The sequence below is a fragment of the Arthrobacter liuii genome, from assembly GCF_014639275.1.
Classification (GTDB): domain Bacteria; phylum Actinomycetota; class Actinomycetes; order Actinomycetales; family Micrococcaceae; genus Arthrobacter; species Arthrobacter liuii.
Genome location: NZ_BMFW01000007.1, coordinates 68,516 through 91,700, shown reverse-complemented (window position 1 = coordinate 91,700; position 23,185 = coordinate 68,516). Strand labels below are relative to the sequence as shown.

Genomic DNA, 23,185 nt, shown 5'->3' with positions numbered 1-23,185 from the left:
ACCTCTGCGCCGCAGGGAAAGCACGCTGTCTTCGCATGAGTATCGCGGGGGATGCGGCGCTGGCGGTGCCGCTTGAGTCGCGAAACGCTGGGGGCGGTGGTCCAATTGCCGGGCAATACCAGTTGCGGGAACGCCTGGGCCGCGGGTCGGCTGCCGAAGTTTTTCGTGCCGTTGACCTGGAGGGCGGTCACGACGTCGCCGTGAAGATCGCGGCAGCCGACGGGCGCAAGCAGCATCAGCGGATTCGCGACGAGGCGGCGGTTCTGGCGGGTCTCCACCACCCGTCCATCGTGCGGCTTGTTGCCCAAGGCGTCATGACCGGCGGCGGGGCTTACTCGGGGCGCCCCTTTCTCGTGGAGGAACTGGCGCTCGGCGAAAGCCTGGCCGAAACCATCCGGGTACAAAGCCCCCGGCACGGTGACGTTGCACGCTGGGCCCGCGGCCTTTTCGAGGCGCTTGCGCACCTGCATGCCCGTGGGCTTGTTCACCGTGACATCAAGCCCGCAAACCTGATGCTGAGCGGCCTGCGGCGAAGCCCCGTCCGGATCATTGATTTCGGAATTGCCGCCGCGGCGGGGTCGGCGCCGGAGCCCGGGATTTCCTCGGGAACGGTGCACTACATGAGTCCCGAGCAGGCATCCGGCGGGGTGGCGGAGCCCTCGTGGGATGTGTACGCCATGGGGTTGGTCCTGCTGGAGCTCCTCACGGGGTCAAAGGCGTTTCCTGGCACCGCCATCGAATCCCTCGTGGCCCGGACACTGCGGTCCCCGGAGATCCCGGACCACCTGGGCGACTGGGCCGTCCTGCTGCGTTCCCTGACGGCCATGGACCCCAAGGAGAGGCCGACGGCGGCACACGCCTCGGCTATGGCAGCGCGGCTTATCCCCGTGGTCCCGTCCCCCAGCCAAGACAGCCCCGATAAGCCGCGCGGCCTCGTGGCCGCCGGCCAGTGCCGGACCGTGCGGGTATTTCCTTCCCGGCGCCACCGGCAGCAGGCCTAGGGAGCCGCGACGTCCCGCCCCGTCGGATCCTCGGCGGTCGGGTCTGCCAGGGTAAGGCCGCCCACCGGGCTTCCGTCCCAGTGAATCAGGGTCCAGCCGCTATCCATGCTGCCCTCCAGTGCGACGATTCCGGTGTTGGCCAGGACGTGGCGGGCAGCGAACTCGTGGTCTGCCCCGTCGGCCCGCAACCCGGCCCAGGTGCGAATGGCCGCACCGTGGCTGACGACGGCAACCGTGCCGTGGTCCCGCCGTTCGGCCCGCTCCACCACCTGGGCAATCGCAGCGTCGAACCGTTCGAAGAAGGCATGGCCGTCCGGTCCTGCCGGCATGCGGCGGTCAAGGTCGCCGGCAGCCCAGGAGATCACGGTTCCCATATACCGCTTGTGGGATTCGTGGTCAGTCAGCTTCTCCAGTGATCCCGCCTCGATTTCGTGCAGCCCGTCCAGCACCTCAATATCAAGGGTGTGGAGCCGCGCCAGCGGGGCAGCGGTGATCTGCGTCCGGATCAACGTGGAGGCGTAGAGCGCGCCGATGCGTTCCGTTGGCTAGCGCCCTGGCCATGGCCTCTGCCTGGCGTTCGCCCAGTTCTGTCAGTCCGGGGCCGGGGTGGTCGGTATCCAGCTGGCCCAGCACGTTGCCGGGCGTTTCGCCGTGGCGGATCAGGAGCAACTTCATGTTCCCAGTCTCCCACCCCTGGATGGCTGCCGATGCAGGCCGGTCCGTGGCGCTGCCGGGACGCGCGGAAGGCGCCGGGCCCGTGGGAGCCCGGAGCCGCCGTCGTATATTCCTGACCGGCTGCGGGCTTACTTCAGGTGGTCCACCAGTTGGTCGGCGATGCCAGTGTATTTTCCGGGCGTGAGGGCCAAGAGGCGCGCTTCAGCGTCAGAGGACAGTCCCAGGCCCTGGACGAACTCCTGCATCCGGGCCCCGTCCACGCGCTGGCCCCGGGTGAGGTCCTTGAGGCGCTCGTAGGGGTTCTCCATGCCTTCGACGCCGGCGATCGCCTCGGCGCGCATGACCATCTGGATGGCCTCGCCCAGGACTTCCCAGTTGGTGTCCAGATCCGCCGCCAAAACGTCTTCCGCAACGTCCAGGCGTTCCAGGCCCTTGGCAACGTTGGAGATGGCCAGGAGGGAGTGGCCGAACGCCACGCCAATGTTGCGCTGGCTGGAGGAGTCGGTGAGGTCCCGCTGCCAGCGGGAGGTGACCAGCGTGGCGGCGAGGGTGTCCAGGAGGCCGTTGGAGATCTCCAGGTTCGCCTCGGCGTTCTCGAAGCGGATGGGGTTGACCTTGTGCGGCATGGTGGACGAGCCCGTTGCACCGGCAACCGGGATCTGCGCGAAGTAGCCGATGGAGATGTAGCTCCAGATGTCCGTGCAGACGTTGTGCAGGATGCGGTTGAAGCGGACCACGTCGGCGTAGAGCTCGGCCTGCCAGTCGTGGCTTTCGATCTGCGTGGTCAGCGGGTTCCAGGTGAGCCCCAGGCCCTCCACGAACGTCCGGGACACCTGCTGCCAGTCGGCGCCCGGGACGGAAGCCACGTGGGCTGCATAGGTGCCGGTGGCGCCGTTGATCTTGCCGAGGTATTCGGTCTTCGAGATCCGGTCCAGCTGGCGGGTCAGGCGGTGTGCAATGACCGCCAGTTCCTTGCCCAGGGTGGTGGGCGTGGCGGGCTGGCCGTGCGTGCGGGACAGCATGGGCACCGCGCGGTTCTCCTCGGCCATTCCGCTGATCTGCGCCACCAACTTGCGGGCTGCGGGCAGCCACACGTCCTCCACGGCGCCCTTGATGCCCAGGGCGTAGGACAGGTTGTTGATGTCCTCGGACGTGCAGCCGAAGTGGACCATGGCGGTGAGGTTTTCGATGCCGATCGCCGGGAGGCGGCGGCCGATGTAGTACTCCACGGCCTTCACATCGTGGACGGTGACGGCTTCGATTTCCGCCAGTTCCGCCACGGAGGCGGCATCGAATTCGGTGACGATGGCGCGCAGCTCCTGCTGCTGTTCCGCCGTCAGCGGTTCGGCGCCGGGAAGGACGTTGTTGCTGGTCAGGTGGATGAGCCATTCAACTTCGACGGCTACGCGGTCCCGGTTCAGGGCAGCCTCGGACAGGTAGTCGACCAGGGGCGCGACGGCGGACTGGTAACGGCCGTCCAGGGGTCCGAGCGCGATTTTTTCCGGCGACGCGGCGAGTGCCAGGCGTCCTGAGGGCGTACGGGTATCAGCTGTGGCGGCAGTTTCAGGCATGAGCTGATTCTTTCATGAAGTCCGCCGCCGCCTTAAGCGGGTCAACCACGTTACTTGTCCACATAGCCGACGGCGGTTCTTACCTGGAAGGGTGGGCGTCCTTAGCGTTGGGAGCAGCAGGATTTAGCTGGGCCAGTAAGGCCATGACAGGAAGCTGGCAGGGGAACAATCTGATGGACGGGATACGGGGCGGGGAGCATATGGACGCCCAACTACATGCGCTCGCGGGCCGCCTTGTGTCTTGCAGTGCCCGGGTGGAACAGGTTCTTGGCGGGTTCCAGGACATCCAGATGCTCGACTGGCAATCTCCGGCCGGCCGCGCCTACCGGGACGCTGTTACTCTCCAGGCAGCCAGTCTGCGCCGCGCGCTGGACCGGTTGCAGGAGGCCGGTAACGCGCTGGCACGGCGGGCTCAGCAGGGTCCCATACCGTCGCTGGCCAGTTCAAGCCGGCCGGGATGAGCACCAAAACTCCGCCCGGCGGCGGGGCCATCCAGCTGTATGGCCCCTCCCGGGAGGGGACTCTCACCGTGAGCGGCGGCACTTCCGGCATCACTGTGCAAATTGAGGAACTTACGGCAGGCGCGGAGAAGCTTGAAGGGCTGGCAAGACATCTGTCATGGGCTGAGGAGGAAACCGGGCGCATCCTGGACGGGCTTTGCCGGGTGGACCATCAGGGTGCGTGGTCCGACGCGGGCCACATAGCAAGCGTGCGGGACAGTGAATGGGTGCTCCGGGCCGTCCGGTCCGAAATGCAGCGGATCAGCACCGAGGTACGCAGCTGCATCCGTGAGTATGAAAACGCCGAAGAGCGCGCTGCAGCGGGCCGGTATTTTGGGTACCGCAGCACCCAGGAGCTGTTGCACTCGGCACTCGTGATCCTCGCCTCCAAAGCAGCAGACAGGCAAACGATGGAATGGCTGGTGGCCCAGCTCGGAGCGCAGTCCTCCTCGATGAAAGCCAATATTGAACGAAACGCGTGGGTCCGGGACGCCGTGTTCGGTGCCGCGTCAGGTCTTAAGCCGAGGCACATCGAAGTGCAGCGTGAAGAAGAAGTTGCCGTGGAACTGGATACTTCGCCTGCCGGCCTGCTGCAGCGGATACGGCAGATAGAAGCACGTGGACCCGGTTTCATCGAAATACTGGAGGTGGCAAATGGATCGGAAACCGCATATGTCGTTGTCATTCCCGGTACTCAACCCGCAGGCATTCGAGCGGGCGGTCCCAACCCGTTCGATGAAGCAGGCATCGCCGAAGGAATGTTTTACAGTTCCTCGGAAGTGAATTCAGCCATCCTTGAGGCGCTCGAAGCGGCCGGTGCAAAGCAGGGAGCGCCGGTCGTGGCGATTGGTTACAGCCAGGGCGGTATCCACGCCATGAATCTCTCTGCCGATCCCCGCTTCCTCCGCACTTACGATGTCCGATATGTACTTACTGCAGGATCGCCAGTCGCCGGCATCACGCCGGGAACAGGTGTCAGCTCGCTGCATCTGGAGCATGAAGCAGATTGGGTGCCGGGTGCCGACGGAGCTCCAAACGCCGATACTCGGAACAGGGTGACCGTAACCATGACCAACCCGGTGACCACTACGGAAGGGGAAGACGCCGGCCTCGGACCCGGGCACCGCCTCAGCGGCTATGAGGAGGCGGCCCGGCTGGTGTCCGCCAGCAAGGACCCGTCACTGGTCCACTCCACGGCGGCGCTGGGTGCTGTCCTGGGTGCCGGTGGTACTGCCACTGCCGCCCGCTTCTCGTTGTCAAAGACCCCGGCGCCCCCTCGTCCGCTGGACCGCCGGGACCCCCTCTCGGGCCGTCCCCAACCGGGTGCGAAATAGGAACCTATCCGCACCGGGGCCGCTGGCCTCATGAGATCTGGGCGGCGTGCAGTTCAGCGTAGGCGGTAACGCGCGTCGTCTTTGGTTGCGGGGCGGGCTGTGGGTCATGCTGCGGTGCCGTTGCCGTTGCCGGTGCCGGCGCGGCGGACGGGCAGGGGTAGTTGTAGTCGAGGTCCCCTTCAGTGAACTGGGTCATCGTGACCAGCGCACCGGGAGTGAGGGGGGCAGCCGACGAGCAATACTCCCGGGCGGACGCTGCGGATTCTGCACCCGCCAGCCAGTTCCTAAGCCCGTGGAGGTTGCTGCCGGGACTGACTTCCCCCACGATCTCGCCGAATTGGTAGGCCGTGGAGTAGATCCCTACTTCCGCGCCGGTTCCCACCAGGTACGCGGTCATGCCCTCCAGCTCGGCAGCATTGGCGGCCTTGTCCCACAGCCAGCTGTTCCCGGTCTCTACATCCAGCCACCACATACGCCTTGCCGCGCCGTCGCCGGATTCCTTCAGGATCACCACGTCGTTGAAGGCCATGGCGTAGCCGTGGACGTATGCGCAGGCCGGGGACGCCGTACCGTTGCACATCCCATAGGGATTACTGACCTCCGTGCCGCGGTAGGTGTTGTTTGCAGGCCACCACAAGGACTCCACGGGCCCTGTTGCGGCAGTATTTACATATACCGCCGCCGGGGTGCCTGCGGCTGCCTCCGAGCTCTGGCCTGCCCAGGCCAGTTGAGCGGCCAGGCATGGGTTGACGGTGTCCGGCCTTCCGCCGTTCACCCCCACGATCGCGAACGCCGGGGGTGCGGGAAGATCACTGCCGCACTGGGGCCAGGAGATGTCGTTTCCCAGCACGGCGGCGCCCTGCGGTACCGGCCCTGTTTCGACGTCCGCGTGTGCCGGGCCCACTTGCCATGCGAAAAGCAGGCAGGCAGCAAGCAGGATTTTAATGGGCTTCATTCTGGGGCCCCCGTTTCCGGAACTGACAGCAACGGGCCTCTTTATGGGCCCGATTGGCAGCCTAGGGGGGTCGTCCCCAGAGGGTCATGGGTGGCCGGTACTGAAGTTTTGGAAGTGCTTCGGAGAAAGGGCACCTGTTGGTACCTGTTTACCTCCGGCCTCCTACTTGGACTCGCAGCTGTCAGCGGCGGCCGCTCGGCAGCAGGCCTGCCACCAAGGAGACCAGGGAGATGATGATCACGGCCAGCACTGCGGTCCAGAAGAAGGTATCAATCGTGAGTTGAACGGGCGTGTAGCTGCTGATCCAGGCCGTCAGGTACAGCATGGCGGCATTGATGACGATGGCAAAGAGGCCAAGGGTCAGGATGGTGATTGGAAGTGCGAGAAGGCTGACCAGTGGCCGGACAAATGAGTTCACCAGGCCGAAAATGAGGCCGATGAAGAGGTAGGCCAGGACGATGCCGATGATCCCGGGATCCTGCGAAATGCCGGTCCTGGCCACCGCAGCGGATGCCCCGGTGCTGGTAATGTCCATGCCCGGCAGGATCCAGTTGGCGATCCAGAGGCCGGCAGCGTTGACGACAATCCGAAGGAGGTAAGAGCCCATGCCTTCATGCTTCCATACGGTCGGGCCCGCTGTCTGGCGGCGGGGCCCCCAATTATTCAGCCGTTCGCTCCCCGGGTTCGCGCGGGGCTTGGACGTAGGCTGGAAGCCATGACTTCACCTGAGACCAGGGCCGGCGGGATCATACCGCGGCCCGTGCTGGACCGGCTGCCCCGCTACGCCGCAGGAAAGCCGGCGGCCGCCGTCAGCGGTCTGGCCAGCTACAAGCTGTCCTCCAACGAAAACCCGCTCCCACCGATTCCTGCGGTGCTCGAGGCCATAGCCAGCCAGACGGACTTCAACAGGTATCCGGATCCGCTAAGCAGCAAGCTTCGTACGGCGCTCGCAGAATTCCTGGGGGTGCCCGCTGAGGATATCGTGACCGGAGCTGGAAGCCTGGGGGCCCTGAACCAGATCCTGGCGGCCTTCGCCGGGCAGAACGAGGACGGCAAGGCGGACGAAGTCATCTATGCCTGGCGCTCCTTTGAGGCATACCCCATCAGCGTGGGCCTGGCAGGTGCCGAGAGCGTGCGCATCCCCGTGACTACAGACGGCCGTCATGACCTGGAGGCCATGGCGGCCGCCGTCAGTGCCCGCACCAAGGTTATCCTTCTTTGCACGCCCAATAACCCCACCGGCCCGGCGCTCACAGCTGCCGAAACTGAGGCCTTCATCCAGTCCGTCCCGGCCGACGTGGTGGTGGTGATTGATGAGGCCTACCAGGAATTCGTCAGGGCGGAGGATGCTGTGGACGGCATCGATCTTTACCGCAAATATCCCAATGTGGTGGTGCTCCGGACGTTTTCCAAGGCCCATGGCCTCGCAGGCCTCCGGGTTGGCTACAGTGTTTCCCACCCTGAACTCACCCAGTACCTGCGGGTCGCGGCAACGCCCTTCGCGGTATCCCAAATAGCCGAAAAAGCAGCAATAATTTCGCTTGAGAACCATGCACAGGTTGTGGAAAGGGTACAAAAACTCGTGGCCGAGCGGGTGCGGGTGACTACCGGTCTCCGCCAACTCGGCTGGGCCGTCCCTGATGCCCAGGGAAACTTCGTATGGCTCGCACTTGGTGCTGAAAGCGCCGCCTTCGCAGAGATGGCGGGGAGCCGTGCCCTCTCGGTGCGGGCCTTCGCCGGAGAAGGCGTGAGGGTCAGCATCGGGGAACCCGAGGCCAACACCCGCTTTCTCCAATTGTGTGCCGACTATACAAAGGCGCCAGCAACTTCCTAGCACTTAACATGTAGCCCTCCCGCTACTTACCGAAGATAAAGTTAGGATCAGTAAGCCAATGTATATGCCATAAAGGGAATGTATTCCTTCTGGGGCATATATCCCAGCGACATTGCATTGCATCCGGATGCGGCAAGCAAGGAGACGGTATGGGCACTCATCTGCCTTCCACCGAGTTTGACGGAACAGCGGTAGACGACCAGCGGGAAGCCGATGCTGAAGCCGTCATGGGCGAGCCCGCGGCCCAGATGGTGCAGCTGCTCGGTCCCGACGGGAAGCTGGGTGCGGATCCGGTCTTCAGCGACTATGCGGACAAACTCACCCCGGAGCACCTCCGTGGCCTGTACGCCGACATGGCCGCGATACGGAGGTTCGACGTCGAAGCCACGGCCCTCCAGCGCCAGGGCCAACTGGCGCTGTGGGTACCGTTGACCGGCCAGGAAGCAGCGCAGATCGGCTCGGGCCGGGCCAGCCAGCCGCAGGACTACATCTTCCCCACCTACCGGGAGCACGGCGTAGCCCTGACCCGGAATGTGGACCTGGCAGAACTCCTGCGCCAGTTCCGCGGCGTGTCCAACGGCGGCTGGAACCCCAGGGACACCAACTTCCACCTGTACACCCTGGTCCTGGCCGCGCAGACCCTCCACGCCGTGGGCTACGCCATGGGAATCCAGCGCGACCAGAAGTTCGCCGCAGCAGCGAACGGCGCGGGCAAGCAGCCCGATGCCGCCGTCATCGCCTACTTCGGCGACGGCGCCAGCTCGGAAGGCGACGTCCACGAGTCCATGGTGTTCGCCTCCTCGTACAAGGCCCCCGTCGTGTTCTTCTGCCAGAACAACCATTGGGCCATCTCGGTCCCCACCAACGTCCAGACCCGCGTTCCGCTCTCCAACCGCGCCAAGGGCTATGGCTTCCCCGGCATCCGCGTGGACGGCAATGACGTGATCGCCGTCCACGCGGTGACCGAATGGGCGCTGGAGCACGCACGCCAAGGCAAGGGCCCGGTCCTCATCGAGGCCTTCACCTATCGGGTGGGTGCGCACACCACCGCCGACGATCCCACCAAATACCGGCAGTCGGCGGAAGAGGACGCCTGGCGTGCCAAGGACCCGCTGGCACGGCTCGAAAAGTACCTGCGTGCAGAAGGCCTCGCGGACGACACATTCTTCGCCAAGGTCAAGGCTGACGGCGACGAGCTGGCTGCCTACGTCCGGCGCACGGCCCACGATATTGAGAACCCGGACATCCGGCAGGCCTTCGCCAAGGTCTACAAGGAGGCCCACCCGCTGGTGGCCGAGGAATTGGCGTGGTTCGAGGAATACAGCGCAGGATTCGCCGGCGAGGAAGAGTCCGCCGGGCACGCAGCAAAGGCAGGCCACTGATGACCACCATGACCATCGCCAAGGCCATCAATGAGGGCCTTCGCGCCACCTTGGCCGCCAACCCCAAATCACTGTTGATGGGCGAGGACATCGGGCCCCTTGGCGGCGTCTACCGGGTAACCGACGGGCTGATCGGTGAGTTCGGCCCGGACCGCGTAGTAGACACCCCGCTGGCCGAGTCCGGAATCATCGGCACCGCGATCGGCCTGGCCCTGCGCGGGTACAGCCCAGTGTGCGAGATCCAGTTCGACGGGTTCGTCTTTCCCGGCTTCAACCAGATCACCACCCAGCTCGCCAAGATCCATTCGCGCAGCAACGGCAACCTCAGCGTGCCCGTGGTCATCCGGATCCCCTACGGCGGGGGCATCGGCTCCATTGAACACCATTCCGAATCCCCGGAGGCATTGTTCGCCCACACGGCCGGCCTGCGCATCATCAGCCCGTCCAACCCCCATGACGCCTACTGGATGATCCAGCAGGCCGTGGAGTGCCAAGACCCGGTCATCGTCTTCGAGCCCAAGCGCCGCTACTGGCTCAAGGGCGACGTCGACGTCGAGAATCCCGGCCCCTCGGAGGATCCCTTCAAGGCCCATGTCCTCCGGGAGGGTACAGACGCCACCGTGGTGGCCTACGGCCCCCTGGTGCCCGTGGCGCTTGCGGCCGCCAATGCCGCGGAGGAGGACGGCAGGAGTGTCGAGGTCATCGACCTCCGGTCGATCTCGCCGATCGACTTCGACACCGTCACCGCCTCCGTGCAGAAGACCGGCAGGCTGATCGTGGCGCACGAGGCACCCACGTTCGGCGGAATCGGGGGCGAGATTGCAGCCCGGATCAGTGAGCGGGCGTTCCACTCCCTTGAGGCGCCGGTGATCCGCGTGGGCGGATTCCACATGCCCTACCCCGTTGCGAAGGTGGAGGAAGACTACCTTCCGGACATCGACCGCATCCTGGAGGCGCTGGACCGCGCCCTCTCCTACTGAGGACACCATGACCCTGAACAAGTTCAACCTGCCCGACGTCGGCGAGGGCCTCACCGAGGCGGAAATCGTCTCCTGGAAGGTCAAACCCGGCGATGCCGTGGCCATCAACGACGTCATTTGCGAGATCGAAACCGCAAAGTCGATCGTGGAACTTCCGTCCCCCTTTGCCGGGACCGTCAACGAACTGCTGGTCCCGGAAGGGGTGACCGTCGACGTCGGGACCGCCATCATCAGCGTCAGCGACGAGGTATCCGGTGACCCGACTCCTGCCGACGTCCGTGCCCCCCAGGCCCCGGTCGCCGCCGATGTCCCCGTCGCCCCGGATGTCCCCGCCCAGCCGCTTTACGGCAAGCTGTCCCGGGATGCTGCGGACGAGGCGTTGGCCGACGGCGCCGCGGCCGCCACGTCCAACGCTCCCTTGGTGGGTTCCGGACCCAAGGCCGACGCCGTAAAGCGCCGTCCGCGCAAGACGTCTCCGGCGACGGCCGTGACCGCCAACGCTCCGGAGGTTGAACCAGTCCAGCCCCGCACCCCCGCTGCGGTTTCCGCCAATCCGGCCGCCGTCGTCGACAACCGTCCAACCATTGGCGGCACCATCACGGGCCTGGTCAACAGGGTGCTGGCCAAGCCGCCTGTCCGCAAGATCGCCCGCGACCTGGGCATCGACCTCGCGGACGTCGTGGCCACCGGTTCACGGGGCGAGGTGACGCGTGAGGACCTGGTCAGCTACCAGGCGCAGCGCGACGCGGAACTGGACAAGGCCGACGGCTTCTGGGGCAAGGTCGGCAAGCCGCAGGACCAGCGCGTGGAGCGCATCCCGGTCAAGGGCGTCCGCAAAGCCACGGCAAAGGCGATGGTGGAGTCGGCCTTCGCCGCGCCACATGTGAGCATCTTCGTCGATGTTGACGCCAGCCGCACCATGGAGTTCGTCAAGCGGCTTAAGGCCTCCCGGGATTTCGAGGGCATCAAGGTATCGCCGCTGCTCATTTTGGCTAAAGCCGTGATCTGGGCCGCCGCGCGCAACCCCAGCGTGAATGCCGCGTGGGTGGACAACGAAGGCTCGGACACGGCGGAAATCCACGTCAAGCACTACATGAACCTGGGCATCGCCGCGGCCACGCCGCGTGGCCTCATGGTCCCCAACATCAAGAACGCCCAGGACCTGTCGCTGAAGGAGCTTGCCCTGGCGCTGAACAACCTGGCCGTCACGGCCCGGGCCGGGAAGACGCAGCCTGCGGAGATGCAGGGCGGGACGCTGACCATCACCAACATCGGCGCCCTGGGCATCGACACAGGTACGCCCATCATCAATCCGGGCGAGGTTGCCATTGTGGCCTTCGGAACCATCAAGCAGAAGCCCTGGGTCCTGGACGGCGAGGTGATTCCCCGCTGGATCACCACGCTGGGGGGATCCTTCGATCACCGCGTGGTGGATGGCGATCTGTCCGCGCGCTTTATGGCCGACGTCGCGGCCATCCTGGAAGAGCCCGCGCTCCTGCTGGACTAGGCCTGGTGTACTCGGCGCCATGGACTGGGACGTGATAACAGTCAGCGGGTCCATCCGAGCCAAAAGCCGCGTGGCCAGGTGGCTGACGGAGGCCTTCCAGCCTCCGGTGGTTGTCTCACTGCAGCTGCTCATCAGCCCGATCGCCCAAGCAGGATATCCGGGAACCATCGGCTACGGGGCGCTGGCGGCCCTCTTTGTGTGCGTGCTGCCGCTGGTGGTGCTGCTGTTCCTCGTCAGGCTGGGAAAGGTCACAGACCACCACGTCAGCGACCGGAAGCAGCGCGCACCCGTGCTCCTGATGGCGCTGGGCTGCATCGCGGCAGGGCTGGTGGTGCTGGGCGCGGTGGGGGCTCCGGAGAGCGTGGTGGTCATGGTCCTGGCGGTGGTGGGCGGGGTGGCCGTGCTGGCGGCAGTCAGCCCGTTCTGGAAAATGAGCGGTCACGCCGCTGCCGTGTCCTGCGCCGCCGTCGTATCGGTGCTGATGCTTGGCATCGCGTGGGCCCCGCTGTTGCTCCTGATCCCGGCGGTCAGCTGGTCACGGGTGGTCCTGAGGGCCCATTCCTTAGCGCAGGTGGTGGCCGGTTCGCTCTTCGGCGGAGTGGTGATGGCCGGGATCTGGTGGCTGCTGCAGGGCCTGCTGGCGGGCTGAACAGCCCGGTGCGCGGCAGGCGGGAAGTTGGCCTAGTACGCGGAGTACGCTGTGAAGGCCTCAAGCATGGCCGGGTCGGCGGTGGTTCCCAGGACAACCGCGGCGGCAGTCATCAGTCCACCCACCAGGGCGGCCATGCCGGCCCAGGCGCTCAAAAGCTTCCAGTCCTCGCGCAGGACGCTGCGCACGGTTTGGGGAAGCTGGAGTCCGGGAGTGATCAGGTTGGGGGCGCTGTCCAGGCTGCCGTCATCGAGCAGTGCAACCACCCTGTCGTTGCTGCGGTCCACCCGCATGGAGCTGATGTGGTTGCCGTGGCGGGCCAGGAGGATGTCGTGGCCAACGAGCTGGCGGCGCTGCAAGGTGATCAAGGTGAGCCCTTCGCTGGGGGTGGATTCGTCGGTGTCCACGCCTTTGGGGCCTCTCACGATTTTATCGTTGCGCCAGCAGCTGAAATGGTGATAGACGGGTGAGAACGGACACCCCCCGCAGCCATATCCGCCACCACGGGGAGTGTCCGGGGTTACCCGGGTTGGTCCGGATGGCTCAGTCGGCGTCGTAGGTGTTGGCGATGTACACATCGCACGGGGCGTTGTGGGCCACGCTGTTGGCCACGCTGCCGAGGACCCGACCGATGCCGTGCATGCGCCGGTTTCCCACCACGATGATGCGGGCATCCATGCGCACGGCTTCCTTGATGAGGGCGTCCGCGGGCCGTCCACGCGCTGCCGAATACGTCACGGTGACGTCGCGGCCCAGTGATTCCGCTACCGTCCGTGCCACCTGCTCGGCGGCGTCCGCGTCAGACACGATCCAGCGGTCGCTTCCGCTGCCGAACACTTCGGTCCGGTCGCTGTCGAAGGCCGACACGATATGCAGCGAAGCGCCCAGGCCTGCAGCCAGGTCCTTGGCCGATTCGGCCGCCTTCTTTGCGGTCTCACTGCCGTCAACACCAACAACGATGATTCCACCCATATGCATGCTCCTTTGCTCGGTTTTCGGCACTCGTCTGGCTTACGCTACAGCGCAGCCATGGCTTCACGCAGGACCGGCGCCAACCGGCGCACTCCCTCGGCGATCGCCTCGGGGGGAACGGCGCTGAAGGCCAGTCTCAACTTGTTGGACGGATCGTCCGACGGCGTGAAGGCGGCGCCGGGGATGAACACGACGCCGGCGCCAATCGCCTTGTGCAGGAGCGGGTAGGTGTCGACACCCTCGGGCAGGGTCACCCAGACAAAGAAGCCGCCTTGCGGGCTGGTCCAGGAGGTACCGGCGGCCATGTATTCCTTGAGTGCGGCCAGCATCGCCCGGCACCGTTCGGCGTACAGTCCGCGGTAGGTTTCGATCTGTCCTTTCCAGTCGTAGTCCCGCAGGTAGGCGGAGACCAGCATCTGGTTCAGGGCAGGCGGGCAGAGCGTCACTGATTCGGCGGCAAGGTAGTAGCGGCGCTGCAGGTGCTCCGGAACCAGGGCCCAACCGATCCGCAGGCCGGGGGCGAAAATCTTGGAAAAGGAGCCCAGGTAGATGACGTCGTCCGGATTGGCCGCACGCAGGGGGGCCAGGGGCTCACCCTCGAAGCGGAGCAGGCCGTAGGGGTTGTCCTCAAGGACCAAGATATTCGCTCTGCGGCATATGTCCACCACCTGCTGCCGGCGATCCTTGGCCAGTGTGATGCCGGAGGGGTTGTTGAAGTTGGGGATGGTGTAGAGGAACTTGATGCTCCTGCCGGCAAGCTGGAGGGCTGCAATCCGCGCCTCCAGCAGTTCAGGAACCAGCCCGTACTGGTCCAATTCCACGGTCTCCACCTGGACCTGGTAGGCCTCAAAAGTGTTCAGGGCGCCCACATAGGTGGGGTCCTCCACCAGCACCACGTCACCTGGATTGCAGAAGAGCTTGGTGGCGACGTCCTGCGCGGATTGGGAACCTGCCGTGATCACCACGTTCTCCGGCTTGGCATCCAGGATGCCTTCGGCGGCCATCACTTCGCAGATCTGCGTCCGGAGCTCCAACGTTCCCTGCCCGGCGCCGTATTGAAGCGCGGTGAGTCCGTCTTCCGAGATGATCTTCGCTGCCGTTGCTGCGAGTCGGTCCAGGGGAAGGGACTGCAGGTACGGGCTTCCTCCGGCCAGGGACACCAGGCCGGGCCGCATCGAGATATCGAAGACATCCCTGACTGCCGACTGGCGGATGTTGGCCGCACGCTCGGAGAACAGTTCCTCGTGGCGGTGCGCCGAGGTGGCCGCGCGCTCGATCGCGTCGATGGCCTCGGCGGGCAGCGTCCCTGCCGCAGCGTCAAGTGTTTCGTGGGTCACAGAGTCAGGATACAGCCAGCGGTTGCCCTGAAAGCATCAGTTGTTTATCCATGATTTACCGGCTGGGGAGCCTTACTTCAGCTTCAGGTAGTCCGCCAGGGTCTCCCCGTTGATGTAGATGTCAGCCCGGATGGCCCCCGCCGCGTCAAGGGCAGTCTGGGTGAGCTGGGCCTCCACCCGCGGAAGGTCGCAGGCGCCGCCGGGGTTCAGGGTGCCGGCCAGGTAGACGGTGACGGTGGTGCCGTCAAAGCTGCCGGAGAGGAACTTCAGCCGGGCACCGCCCAGTGCGTTGTAGAGCTTTCCCGGCTGCTGTTCGCCTCCCAGCAGGGCACCGATCGCCGCGGCGAGCCGCGCATCGCCTGCGCCACCTGCCTGGGCGGAGCCAACCAGGCTGTCATTGCAGCCGAAGCGGACGCCGTGCCTCCCGCCGTCGTCCACCAGCACGAAGTACGCCGTCACCCCCTTGGCCGTGCGCCCCCTGCTGCTGCCCGGGTCCGGCGAGGCCGGCGCTGGCGGACCTCCCGTCTTCCCGGCCGCCTCTCCGGCCTCGGCTCCGGGTGGGGTGCCCACATTTGTGTCGGGAAGGAGGGCCAGCGGGGCTGCGCTGGATCCGGCACTTTCGCCGGTCCCCGGCAGGGAAGTCCCATCGGGTTGGGGGAGGCTGCAGCCTGCGAGCAGCAGCACCAGGCTGCCCACTGCGGCGGCGGCCCGGGTGCTCCGCCCACGTCCGCCCAAACTCCATTGTCTTGCCATGCGGCACCGCAATCCGATCCGGTAGGTCCAGTGGATTAACGCTACGGCGGCCCTCGCCGGCGCAGATGTCCGCAAGGTACCGGTTGGGACAAGAGTTGGTCACGGGGGACCTGGACGCAGCAGCGCCCGGCACGCCAACTGCGTGCCGGGCGCTGGGGAGCTGCGGGGAGGCTAGGCTGCCGGTGCCGCCGCGGCCAGGGCGTCGAAGACGCCCTTGATCTGTTCAACTACCTCGGCGTCGTCCTTGGGGTGGACTTCGGCGAAGCGAACCATGGAGCCGGGGACGGCGAGCCTGACCTCTTCCAGGATCTGCGCGCCAGCGATGCCGGCCGCCTTGCGCGCCTCATCCTGGGCCCAGACGCCGCCGTACTGGCCGAACGCAGTGCCGACGACGGCAGTCGGCTTGCCTGCCAGGGCGCCGGCACCGAAGGGGCGGGACAGCCAGTCGATGGCGTTCTTCAGTGCTGCGGGAACGGTTCCGTTGTGTTCGGGGGTGACCAGCAGGACCGTGTCCGCCTCTTCAGCTGCGGCCCGCAGTGCTGCGGCGGCGGCCGGGACCTGCCCCTCGACGTCGAGGTCCTCGTTGTAGAACGGGATGTTGCCCAGGCTCTCGTGGATCACCACGTCCACCTGCTCGGGGGCGTTGAGCTGGATGGCTTCCGCCAGCTTCTGGTTGGTGGACTCGGCGCGGAGGCTGCCGACAAGGGTAAGTACTGTGCTCTTAGTCATGGGAACTCCTGGCTAGGGGGCGCGGCGGCGGCCGCATTCGGTCAAACTTCAGGCTCATGAGCCTTCACCAGACTAAACGGACCGCAGTCCGGTTGTATTCCCCATGGCTAGACTGTCTTTGTGAGTTCCATCCCAGTGCGGCCGCGAATGACGCCGGTAACGGCCGCGGAACGCAGCGATGCTGCCCGGAACCGGGAACGCCTCCTGCTGGCTGCCCGGGAGCTGATTGAGCAGAGCGGAGCCGCGGCGCTCACCATGGACCGCCTGGCGGAGCACGCAGGGGTAGGCAAGGGCACGGTCTTCCGCCGCTTCGGCAGCCGGGCCGGATTGATGCTGACCCTGCTGAACGACTCGGAGGCCGCCTTTCAGGCCCGCTTCCTGTTCGGTCCGCCGCCCCTGGGCCCAGGCGCCGCGCCACTCGACCGGCTCATCGCCTTCGGAAGCGAACGGATCGCCTACGTGCTGGAATACGGGGACCTGGTCCTCGCGGCCGGCAATGCCCCGCGGGGCAGGTTCGAAGTCCCGGCCGCTGCCCTCTGGAACCAGCACGTGGAGATGCTCTTGCGGGAAGCCGGCTTCGACTCCCCGGAACCATGGCTGATGGCCGGATCCCTTAACTCAACCCTGGACCCTGAGCGGCTCCTGCACCTTGTCCGGGAACACGGAGTCACCAGTGAGCGGCTAGCAATTTCCTGGCGCGACCTTGTCACACGGGTGGCAGGGCGAGCGTAGATTACGCGGTGGAATGGCTCTGCGTCCAGTCACACCAACTTCACAGAATTATTCATAACGATCTGATACGGCACGCCGAATTCGGGTGATTCCCACACTTTCCGGGTTGGCGCTTGTGATAGTTTCCTCTGGAATGTGACCCGCGACATAGTCCATCAGGACCTGCCCTTTGGGCTGCGGGGAGGCCAGCTACCCGCTGGTGCAGGACCCGGTGAGACGGCACAATCCGTCCTTGTCCGGGGAAGACGGAAGGATCCAGCAGCGCCCATGCTCAAGTACCTCGCCAAGCGCGGCATCACGTATGTGGTGATGATCTTCCTCACCACGTCCGCTGGCTACTTCCTGGCTGTCAGCTCGCTCAAGCCGGCGCTGCTTGAACAGGAACGCATCCCCCGGCCCACCCCGGAGCAGGTTGCCGACTCAATGCGGCTAAAGGGCCTGGATCCGGACCTCAGCCCGTGGGAGCGCTACGTCGACTGGCTCACCGCCATTGTCACCCGCTGGGACTGGGGCCGGAGCCCCAACGGCGCCTACATCAACGCCGAGTTCGGTGACCGGGTGTGGATCTCCACCCGGCTGTTCCTGGCGTCCATCGTCCTGACCCTGGTGATCGGCGTCGCGCTGGGTGTCTACTCGGCGGCACGGCAGTACAAGTTCCAGGACCGCGTCATCACGTCCTACAGCTACCTGGCGCATATCGTCCCCGCCCCCATCGCCTACTTCCTGGTGCAGCTGGGTGCCATCAACATCAACGAATCGGTCGGAGAGCGGATTTTCTACGTCACCGGCATCTCCACCCCGGGCGTGGAGCCCGGCTGGCCCCAGTTCGTTGACATGCTGGCGCACTATGTGGTGCCTACGGTGGCCATCACCCTGGTGGGCTGGGGCGCCTACCAGATCGCGCAGCGGCAATACCTGCTGGACAACGTCAACGCCGACTTCGTCCGTACCGCCCGGGCCAAGGGCCTGAGCCGGAACCAGGCGATCGCCCGGCACGCGCTTCGCGTTTCGTTCATTCCGGTGGCCCAAAGCATCGCCTTCACCATCCCGGCCATCTTCGCCGGGGGCTTCTTCGCTGAAAAGATCTTCGCCTGGCCCGGCGTCGGCTCCTGGAGCATCGATGCGATCTCGCTGCAGGACGTCAACGCCGCCACCGCGACGCTGGCCTACGGTTCCGTGATCTTCGCCATCGGCGCCGTCCTCGCGGACTTCGCCACTACGCTTGTCGACCCGAGAGTGCGGGTGCAGTAGCCATGACCTACCTGAACGCCGTTGACCCGGCAGCCGTGGCGCAGGACGCGCACCTGGAAAGTGTCGACGTCGTCATCGGCAAAAACACCATCATCTTCCGCCGCTTCCTGCGCAACAAGACCGCGGTGGCGGGCCTGGCCATTTTCCTGGCCCTGACCGTTTTCTCATTCATCGGCGGGTTCTTCACCGAGTGGGACAAGGAAACCATTGACCCGTTCAACATCGGGATGCCGCCGTCGGCAGACCACTACCTCGGCACCTCGCAGGCCGGCATCGACCTGTATGCAATGACCGTCGAGGGCACCAGGATCTCCATCCTGATCGGCCTGGTGGTGGGCCTGGTGTCGGTCCTGGTCGCCGCCGTCTACGGCTGCACCATGGCCTACTTCGGCGGCAAAGTGGACAAGGGCATGCTGTTCATCCTGGAGGCGCTGATCATGATGCCGGCGCTCCTGGTGGTGGCCGTCGCCACCAGCGGCGGAGGGGCCGGCCTGAAACGCGACCTTCCCTCGTGGCTGCTGCTGATCATCGTCCTGCTGGTGTTCAGCTGGATGGGCACGGCCCGGTTGATCCGCTCCATGTCCATGTCCCTCATGCAACGGGACTTCGTCAAAGCCGCCCAGTACATGGGCGTCCCGCCCCGCCGGATCGTCTGGCGCCACCTGGTCCCGAACATCGGCTCGCTGCTGATCCTGGACATCACCCGCGGCGTCACGGCGGCAATCCTCGCCGAGGTGGCTTTCTCCTTCATCGGCATCGGCATCAAGGTTCCGGATGTGAGCCTCGGCGTGCTGATCGGCCAGGCCACCTCCCAGGTGCAGACGTTCCCGTGGATGTTCTGGGTTCCGCTTACTGTCATGTTCCTGCTGACCGGATCCCTGGCCATGATGAACGACGGCCTGCGTGACGCCTTCGACCCCAGCTCCAGTTCCACCGGCAAAGCCAAAAAGGCCAAAGCCCGGAAAATCCACGCGGAAAAGAAGACGGCATGAGCAGCGAAACCACCACCGGAGCCACGGGCTCCGCACGCCCGGACGTCGAGCGCCTCCATGTGGCAGGCCTGCACGCCGCTTCCGATGCGGTCCTCTCCGTCCGCGACCTGAACGTCCGCTTCAATTCAGAGAACGGCGTGGTCCACGCCGTCAGGGGCGTCGACTTCGACCTGATGCCAGGCAAGACCCTGGGCATCGTGGGTGAATCGGGTTCCGGCAAGTCGGTCACCTCCCTGGCCATCATGGGGCTTCTGCCGCCCACGGCGGAGGTCACCGGGTCCGTCCGGCTCAAGGGCCGGGAACTCCTGGGACTGAGCGACAAAGCCATGTGTGAGTTCCGCGGGAACGACCTGGCAATGGTCTTCCAGGACCCCCTGTCCTCCCTGACGCCCGTGTTCACGGTGGGCACCCAGATCATGGAAGCGCTGACCATCCACCATCCCGCCATGAGCAGGACGGCCAAAGAAGCCCGCGCCGTCGAGCTTTTGGCCATGGTGGGGATTCCCAGCCCCAAGGACCGGCTCAAGGCCTTCCCGCACGAGTTCTCCGGCGGCATGCGCCAGCGCGTCATGATTGCCATTGCCATCGCGAACAACCCGCGTGTCCTGATTGCGGATGAGCCGACGACGGCCCTGGACGTTACCATCCAGGCCCAGGTGCTTGAGGTGCTTCATACGGCGCAGGAGGAGACCGGTGCCGCCGTCGTGATGATCACGCACGATCTTGGCGTGGTGGCAGGCATGGCGGACGACATCATGGTCATGTACGCGGGCAAGCCGGTGGAAACCGGCGCGGTGGATGACATCTACTACAACCCGCGGATGCCGTACACCATGGGCCTGCTGGGGGCTGTGCCCCGGGTGGACGCGGCGGAGAAATCCTCGCTCGTCCCCATCGAGGGCATGCCTCCCAATCTGATTCACACCCCCACCGGCTGCTCGTTCGCCCCCCGCTGCCCCCTTGCCTCGGACGCCTGCCTGGACGGCGAACCCCCCCTGGCACCCGTGGCCGGCGGGGCACTGCACCGGGCTGCCTGCATCAAGTCCGAATCCCTGGGCGGGACCGTGGATGTCCATGACGTGTTCACCGCCCCGCCGGTGCCGTTGTCCCGGTTCGACGCGATTCCCCGGGCCGAGCGGTCCACCGTACTGCAGCTCAAGGACGTGCGGAAGCACTTCCCGCTGACTAGGGGCGCCCTGATCAAGCGAAGGATCGGCACCGTCAAGGCCGTTGACGGCCTGAGCTTCGACATCCGCGAAGGCGAATGCTTCTCCATTGTGGGTGAGTCGGGATCCGGAAAGACCACCACGCTCCTGGAGATCATGGAGTTCCACCCGGACCAGGACGGCGAGGTGGTGATCGGCGGCCTCAGCAACAAGCAGGCGGCCGACGCAAAGACCAAGGGCAGGATGCGGCGCGAACTCCAAATGGTGTTCCAGGACCCCACGGGAGCCCTGGACCCCCGGTTCACGGTGTACGAGGTCCTTGCCGAGCCCCTGCAGAACGCGGGTATGGACCGGGCAGCCATCAGGAAGCGGATCATGGAGCTGATGAGGCTCGTGGGCCTGCAGCCTGACCACGTCAACCGCTTCCCCAACCAGTTCTCCGGCGGCCAGCGCCAGCGGATCGGGATCGCCCGCGCGCTGGCCGTGAACCCCAAGCTGGTGGTCCTTGATGAGCCCGTCTCGGCACTGGATGTCTCGGTCCAGGCCGGCGTGATCAACCTCCTGGACCACCTGCGCGCGGAACTGGGCCTGAGCTACCTCCTGGTGGCGCACGATCTTTCCGTGGTGCGCCACATCTCCAACCGGGTGGCGGTGATGTACCTGGGGAAGATTGTGGAGATCGGTGCCGTGGACCGGGTCTTCGACAACCCCCGCCATCCCTACACCCGTGCGCTCCTCTCGGCCATCCCCGTGCCGGACCCGCAGCTGGAACGCACCCGCGAACGCATCATCCTCCAGGGTGACCTGCCCTCCCCGCTGCAGGCTCCCAAAGGCTGCAACTTTGCCACCCGTTGTCCTGTCTTCGCGGCACTGCCCCCGGGCAAGCAGGAGAAGTGCCTCACCCTGGAACCGCCCCTGGAACCAGCGGCATCCGCCACGGACCAGCAGTTCGCCTGCTTCTTCCCGGACGGGGAAATGGATGAGGACATGCTGGTGGTCCACGAGCCGGCGGACCACGTTGCACCCTAGGATTTTTTCGAACCCCAAAGCACCACCACTCGCACCAATCGAAGGGAAAACCATGAGGAAACTGAACAGGATCGGCGGAGTTGCGGCCATTGCCGCGGCCTTGGCGCTGACAGCCTGCGGCGGTGGCGGTGCCAGCGGCCCCCAAACAGCCAAGGCGGAAGCATCCGGAGGCGACCTCTCCAAGCTGATCAGCATCAATGAGAAGCCGGCCGCCGACCTCCAGCAAGGCGGCAAGGTCACCCTTCCACTGGGCAACATCGGGCCGGACTTCAACGGGTTCTCCAACAACGGCAACAGCGCGGACAACACTGCGCTCCACCGTCCTATCGACCAAGCAGGCACCTGGGGATGCTGGGACATTGCCTTCGACGGAAAGGTCACCCCTAATAAGGACTTTTGCGAGTCTGTAAAAAACGAAGTAAAGGATGGCAAGCAAACCATCACTATTGAGGTCAACCCCAAGGCCACGTATAACGACGGCACTCCCATCGATGTCAAGGCCTTCAAGAACACCTGGAACATCCTCAAGAGCCCGGATGCCGGGTACGACATTGTCAGCTCCGGCAACTATGGGTTCATTGAATCCGTCGAGGCCGGCAGCAGTGACAAGGAAGTCATTGTCAAGACCAGGCAGCCGGTCTATCCGCTGGATTCCCTGTTTACCGGTTTGATACACCCCGCCGTCAACTCTCCGCAGATCTTCAACGAGGGCTTCAACGGGAACCTGCACCCGGAGTGGATGGCTGGTCCCTTCAAGATTGACCAGTATGACGCGGCTGCCAAGACGGTAAGCCTGGTGCCGAACGACAAGTGGTGGGGCCAGAAGCCCGTCCTACAGAACGTGGTCTTCCGCCAGCTGGAAACCAGTGCGCAGATCGCCGCGTTCAAGAACGGCGAGATTGATGCGATGAACGCCAACACCATTTCGCTGTACAAGCAGTTGGACGGCACCAAAGATTCAGAAATCCGCCGCGGCCAGCGCCTCTTTGCCGGTGGCCTGAATCTTAACGCCCAGCGCATCACCGACGTCAACGTCCGCAAGGCCATCTTCGCCGCCGTAGACCGCGAAGCAATCCGTAAGGTCCGCTTCAACGGGCTGAACTGGGAAGAGCCCAGCTCCGGCTCCATGATGCTGCTGCCGTTCTCGGACTACTACCAGGACAACTACCCGGTCAAGGAAACCGGCGCAGACGCCGCCAAGAAGATCCTCACCGATGCCGGCTACAAGGCCAACGCCAACGGCATCATGGAGAAGGACGGCAAGCCTGCAACGTTCAAGATCAGCAACTTCGGTGACGATCCCACAACCGTGGCCGTGGCCCAGACCCTCCAGAAGCAGCTCCAGGCCGGCGGCATGGATGTCGGCATCGACCAGCGTGCCTCCGCCGACTTCGGCAAGGTCGTGGGCAGCCGTGAATTCGACCTGAGCATCTCCGGCTACACCGTTGGCGCGGATGCCACGGAAGCCGTTAAGCAGTACTACGACTCCAAGACCAACCAGAACAAGCTGGGCGACGCCGAGCTGGACAAGAAAATCGCTGATCTTACGTCCATCGAGGACAACGCCGCCCGCAACAAGGCAGCCATGGACGTGGAGAAGGAGCACATGGCCAAGTACTACTCCATGGGCGTGGTCTTCAACGGCCCGCAGATCTCCTTCGTCCGGACGGGGCTGGCCAACTACGGCCCGTCGCTGTTCCGCAGCACCTCGCAGGTTCCGGACTGGACCACCATCGGCTGGGTTAAGAAGTAAGCACCACTCGGGCGGCCTCAGCCGCCTAGCGTAGACGCCGGCATCCCTGGGCAGACCAGGGGTGCCGGCTTCTTGTTTGTGCC

The 23,185-nt window shown here is 65.2% G+C and carries 20 protein-coding genes and 1 pseudogene; 12 read left to right on the top strand and 9 right to left on the bottom strand.

The genetic code is table 11. The annotated features are described in order from the left end of the window. Window positions 1-35: 35 nt before the first annotated feature. Entirely contained in the window at window positions 36-1,001 is a 966-nt protein-coding gene (locus IEW19_RS10105; RefSeq protein ID WP_188571496.1) for a serine/threonine-protein kinase, read from the top strand. Here the strand turns inward: IEW19_RS10105 and IEW19_RS10100 are convergent. Together IEW19_RS10100 and purB are read right to left on the bottom strand one after the other, a co-directional pair. Continuing rightward, window positions 998-1,676, bottom strand: a pseudogene (locus IEW19_RS10100) (histidine phosphatase family protein). The gene IEW19_RS10105 and the pseudogene IEW19_RS10100 overlap by 4 nt on opposite strands. Before the next feature lie 128 nt (window positions 1,677-1,804). Continuing rightward, complete coding sequence (gene purB, locus IEW19_RS10095; RefSeq protein ID WP_188571495.1) at window positions 1,805-3,247, bottom strand: adenylosuccinate lyase; 1,443 nt, start codon at window positions 3,245-3,247, stop codon at window positions 1,805-1,807. Window positions 3,248-3,704: 457 nt separating this feature from the next. Between purB and IEW19_RS10090 the strand changes: the two genes are divergently transcribed. Next, window positions 3,705-5,081 (top strand): hypothetical protein, encoded by a 1,377-nt coding sequence (locus IEW19_RS10090; protein WP_188571494.1) that lies wholly within the window; start codon window positions 3,705-3,707, stop codon window positions 5,079-5,081. Between the two features lie 28 nt (window positions 5,082-5,109). On the opposite strand, the gene IEW19_RS10085 is transcribed toward IEW19_RS10090, so the two are convergent. Both IEW19_RS10085 and IEW19_RS10080 read right to left on the bottom strand, forming a co-directional pair. Continuing rightward, entirely contained in the window at window positions 5,110-6,036 is a 927-nt protein-coding gene (locus IEW19_RS10085) for a glycoside hydrolase family 25 domain-containing protein (protein WP_188571493.1), read from the bottom strand. 181 nt (window positions 6,037-6,217) lie between these two features. Continuing rightward, window positions 6,218-6,643 carry a phage holin family protein gene (locus tag IEW19_RS10080; RefSeq protein WP_188571492.1) on the bottom strand — a complete coding sequence of 142 codons (426 nt, stop codon included), beginning with the start codon at window positions 6,641-6,643 and terminating at the stop codon, window positions 6,218-6,220. Window positions 6,644-6,751: 108 nt separating this feature from the next. Here IEW19_RS10080 and hisC point away from each other — a divergent pair, with 108 nt between their 5' ends. From hisC to IEW19_RS10055, 5 genes are all read left to right on the top strand, one after another. Continuing rightward, window positions 6,752-7,870 (top strand): histidinol-phosphate transaminase, encoded by a 1,119-nt coding sequence (gene hisC / locus IEW19_RS10075; RefSeq protein ID WP_188571491.1) that lies wholly within the window; start codon window positions 6,752-6,754, stop codon window positions 7,868-7,870. Between the two features lie 149 nt (window positions 7,871-8,019). After that, window positions 8,020-9,252, top strand: coding sequence for a pyruvate dehydrogenase (acetyl-transferring) E1 component subunit alpha (pdhA, locus tag IEW19_RS10070; protein WP_188571490.1), 1,233 nt, complete (start codon window positions 8,020-8,022; stop codon window positions 9,250-9,252). Continuing rightward, entirely contained in the window at window positions 9,252-10,232 is a 981-nt protein-coding gene (locus IEW19_RS10065; RefSeq protein WP_188571489.1) for an alpha-ketoacid dehydrogenase subunit beta, read from the top strand. Before pdhA ends, IEW19_RS10065 begins: the two co-directional genes overlap by 1 nt. A 7-nt stretch (window positions 10,233-10,239) precedes the next feature. Then, window positions 10,240-11,739, top strand: a complete 1,500-nt coding sequence (locus IEW19_RS10060) for a dihydrolipoamide acetyltransferase family protein (RefSeq protein ID WP_188571488.1) — start codon at window positions 10,240-10,242, stop codon at window positions 11,737-11,739. 31 nt (window positions 11,740-11,770) lie between these two features. After that, a complete protein-coding gene (locus IEW19_RS10055; RefSeq protein ID WP_229748415.1) occupies window positions 11,771-12,388 on the top strand; it encodes a phosphatase PAP2 family protein in 618 nt (205 codons plus the stop codon). A gap of 32 nt (window positions 12,389-12,420) precedes the next feature. Here the strand turns inward: IEW19_RS10055 and IEW19_RS10050 are convergent, their stop codons facing one another. The 5 genes from IEW19_RS10050 to IEW19_RS10030 form a co-directional block, all read right to left on the bottom strand. Then, window positions 12,421-12,756, bottom strand: a complete 336-nt coding sequence (locus tag IEW19_RS10050; RefSeq protein ID WP_188571568.1) for a hypothetical protein — start codon at window positions 12,754-12,756, stop codon at window positions 12,421-12,423. A 175-nt stretch (window positions 12,757-12,931) separates the two neighbouring features. Continuing rightward, window positions 12,932-13,360 (bottom strand): universal stress protein, encoded by a 429-nt coding sequence (locus tag IEW19_RS10045; RefSeq protein ID WP_188571486.1) that lies wholly within the window; start codon window positions 13,358-13,360, stop codon window positions 12,932-12,934. 44 nt (window positions 13,361-13,404) lie between these two features. After that, a complete protein-coding gene (locus IEW19_RS10040) occupies window positions 13,405-14,697 on the bottom strand; it encodes an aminotransferase-like domain-containing protein (protein ID WP_188571485.1) in 1,293 nt (430 codons plus the stop codon). A gap of 72 nt (window positions 14,698-14,769) precedes the next feature. Further along, window positions 14,770-15,432 (bottom strand): GerMN domain-containing protein, encoded by a 663-nt coding sequence (locus tag IEW19_RS23465; protein ID WP_229748414.1) that lies wholly within the window; start codon window positions 15,430-15,432, stop codon window positions 14,770-14,772. A gap of 189 nt (window positions 15,433-15,621) precedes the next feature. Continuing rightward, window positions 15,622-16,179 carry an NAD(P)H-dependent oxidoreductase gene (locus IEW19_RS10030; protein WP_188571484.1) on the bottom strand — a complete coding sequence of 186 codons (558 nt, stop codon included), beginning with the start codon at window positions 16,177-16,179 and terminating at the stop codon, window positions 15,622-15,624. Window positions 16,180-16,299: 120 nt separating this feature from the next. Between IEW19_RS10030 and IEW19_RS10025 the strand changes: the two genes are divergently transcribed. The 5 genes from IEW19_RS10025 (at window position 16,300) to IEW19_RS10005 (ending at window position 23,102) form a co-directional block, all read left to right on the top strand. Further along, window positions 16,300-16,911, top strand: a complete 612-nt coding sequence (locus tag IEW19_RS10025; RefSeq protein ID WP_373283584.1) for a TetR/AcrR family transcriptional regulator — start codon at window positions 16,300-16,302, stop codon at window positions 16,909-16,911. Window positions 16,912-17,178: 267 nt separating this feature from the next. After that, window positions 17,179-18,162, top strand: a complete 984-nt coding sequence (locus tag IEW19_RS10020; RefSeq protein ID WP_188571483.1) for an ABC transporter permease — start codon at window positions 17,179-17,181, stop codon at window positions 18,160-18,162. Between the two features lie 2 nt (window positions 18,163-18,164). Further along, entirely contained in the window at window positions 18,165-19,154 is a 990-nt protein-coding gene (locus tag IEW19_RS10015; protein WP_188571482.1) for an ABC transporter permease, read from the top strand. Beyond that, window positions 19,151-21,349 (top strand): ABC transporter ATP-binding protein, encoded by a 2,199-nt coding sequence (locus IEW19_RS10010; protein ID WP_188571481.1) that lies wholly within the window; start codon window positions 19,151-19,153, stop codon window positions 21,347-21,349. Before IEW19_RS10015 ends, IEW19_RS10010 begins: the two co-directional genes overlap by 4 nt. Window positions 21,350-21,401: 52 nt before the next feature. Continuing rightward, window positions 21,402-23,102 (top strand): ABC transporter family substrate-binding protein, encoded by a 1,701-nt coding sequence (locus tag IEW19_RS10005; RefSeq protein WP_188571480.1) that lies wholly within the window; start codon window positions 21,402-21,404, stop codon window positions 23,100-23,102. Window positions 23,103-23,185 lie beyond the last annotated feature (83 nt).

Bases quoted from the DNA above. Each gene is read 5' to 3' on its own strand.
- IEW19_RS10105 (WP_188571496.1), top strand. From the start codon at position 36: ATGAGTATCGCGGGGGATGCGGCGCTGGCGGTGCCGCTTGAGTCGCGA.
- purB (WP_188571495.1), bottom strand. From the start codon at position 3,247: ATGCCTGAAACTGCCGCCACAGCTGATACCCGTACGCCCTCAGGACGC.
- IEW19_RS10090 (WP_188571494.1), top strand. From the start codon at position 3,705: ATGAGCACCAAAACTCCGCCCGGCGGCGGGGCCATCCAGCTGTATGGC.
- IEW19_RS10085 (WP_188571493.1), bottom strand. From the start codon at position 6,036: ATGAAGCCCATTAAAATCCTGCTTGCTGCCTGCCTGCTTTTCGCATGG.
- IEW19_RS10080 (WP_188571492.1), bottom strand. From the start codon at position 6,643: ATGGGCTCTTACCTCCTTCGGATTGTCGTCAACGCTGCCGGCCTCTGG.
- hisC (WP_188571491.1), top strand. From the start codon at position 6,752: ATGACTTCACCTGAGACCAGGGCCGGCGGGATCATACCGCGGCCCGTG.
- pdhA (WP_188571490.1), top strand. From the start codon at position 8,020: ATGGGCACTCATCTGCCTTCCACCGAGTTTGACGGAACAGCGGTAGAC.
- IEW19_RS10065 (WP_188571489.1), top strand. From the start codon at position 9,252: ATGACCACCATGACCATCGCCAAGGCCATCAATGAGGGCCTTCGCGCC.
- IEW19_RS10060 (WP_188571488.1), top strand. From the start codon at position 10,240: ATGACCCTGAACAAGTTCAACCTGCCCGACGTCGGCGAGGGCCTCACC.
- IEW19_RS10045 (WP_188571486.1), bottom strand. From the start codon at position 13,360: ATGGGTGGAATCATCGTTGTTGGTGTTGACGGCAGTGAGACCGCAAAG.
- IEW19_RS10030 (WP_188571484.1), bottom strand. From the start codon at position 16,179: ATGACTAAGAGCACAGTACTTACCCTTGTCGGCAGCCTCCGCGCCGAG.
- IEW19_RS10020 (WP_188571483.1), top strand. From the start codon at position 17,179: ATGCTCAAGTACCTCGCCAAGCGCGGCATCACGTATGTGGTGATGATC.
- IEW19_RS10015 (WP_188571482.1), top strand. From the start codon at position 18,165: ATGACCTACCTGAACGCCGTTGACCCGGCAGCCGTGGCGCAGGACGCG.
- IEW19_RS10010 (WP_188571481.1), top strand. From the start codon at position 19,151: ATGAGCAGCGAAACCACCACCGGAGCCACGGGCTCCGCACGCCCGGAC.
- IEW19_RS10005 (WP_188571480.1), top strand. From the start codon at position 21,402: ATGAGGAAACTGAACAGGATCGGCGGAGTTGCGGCCATTGCCGCGGCC.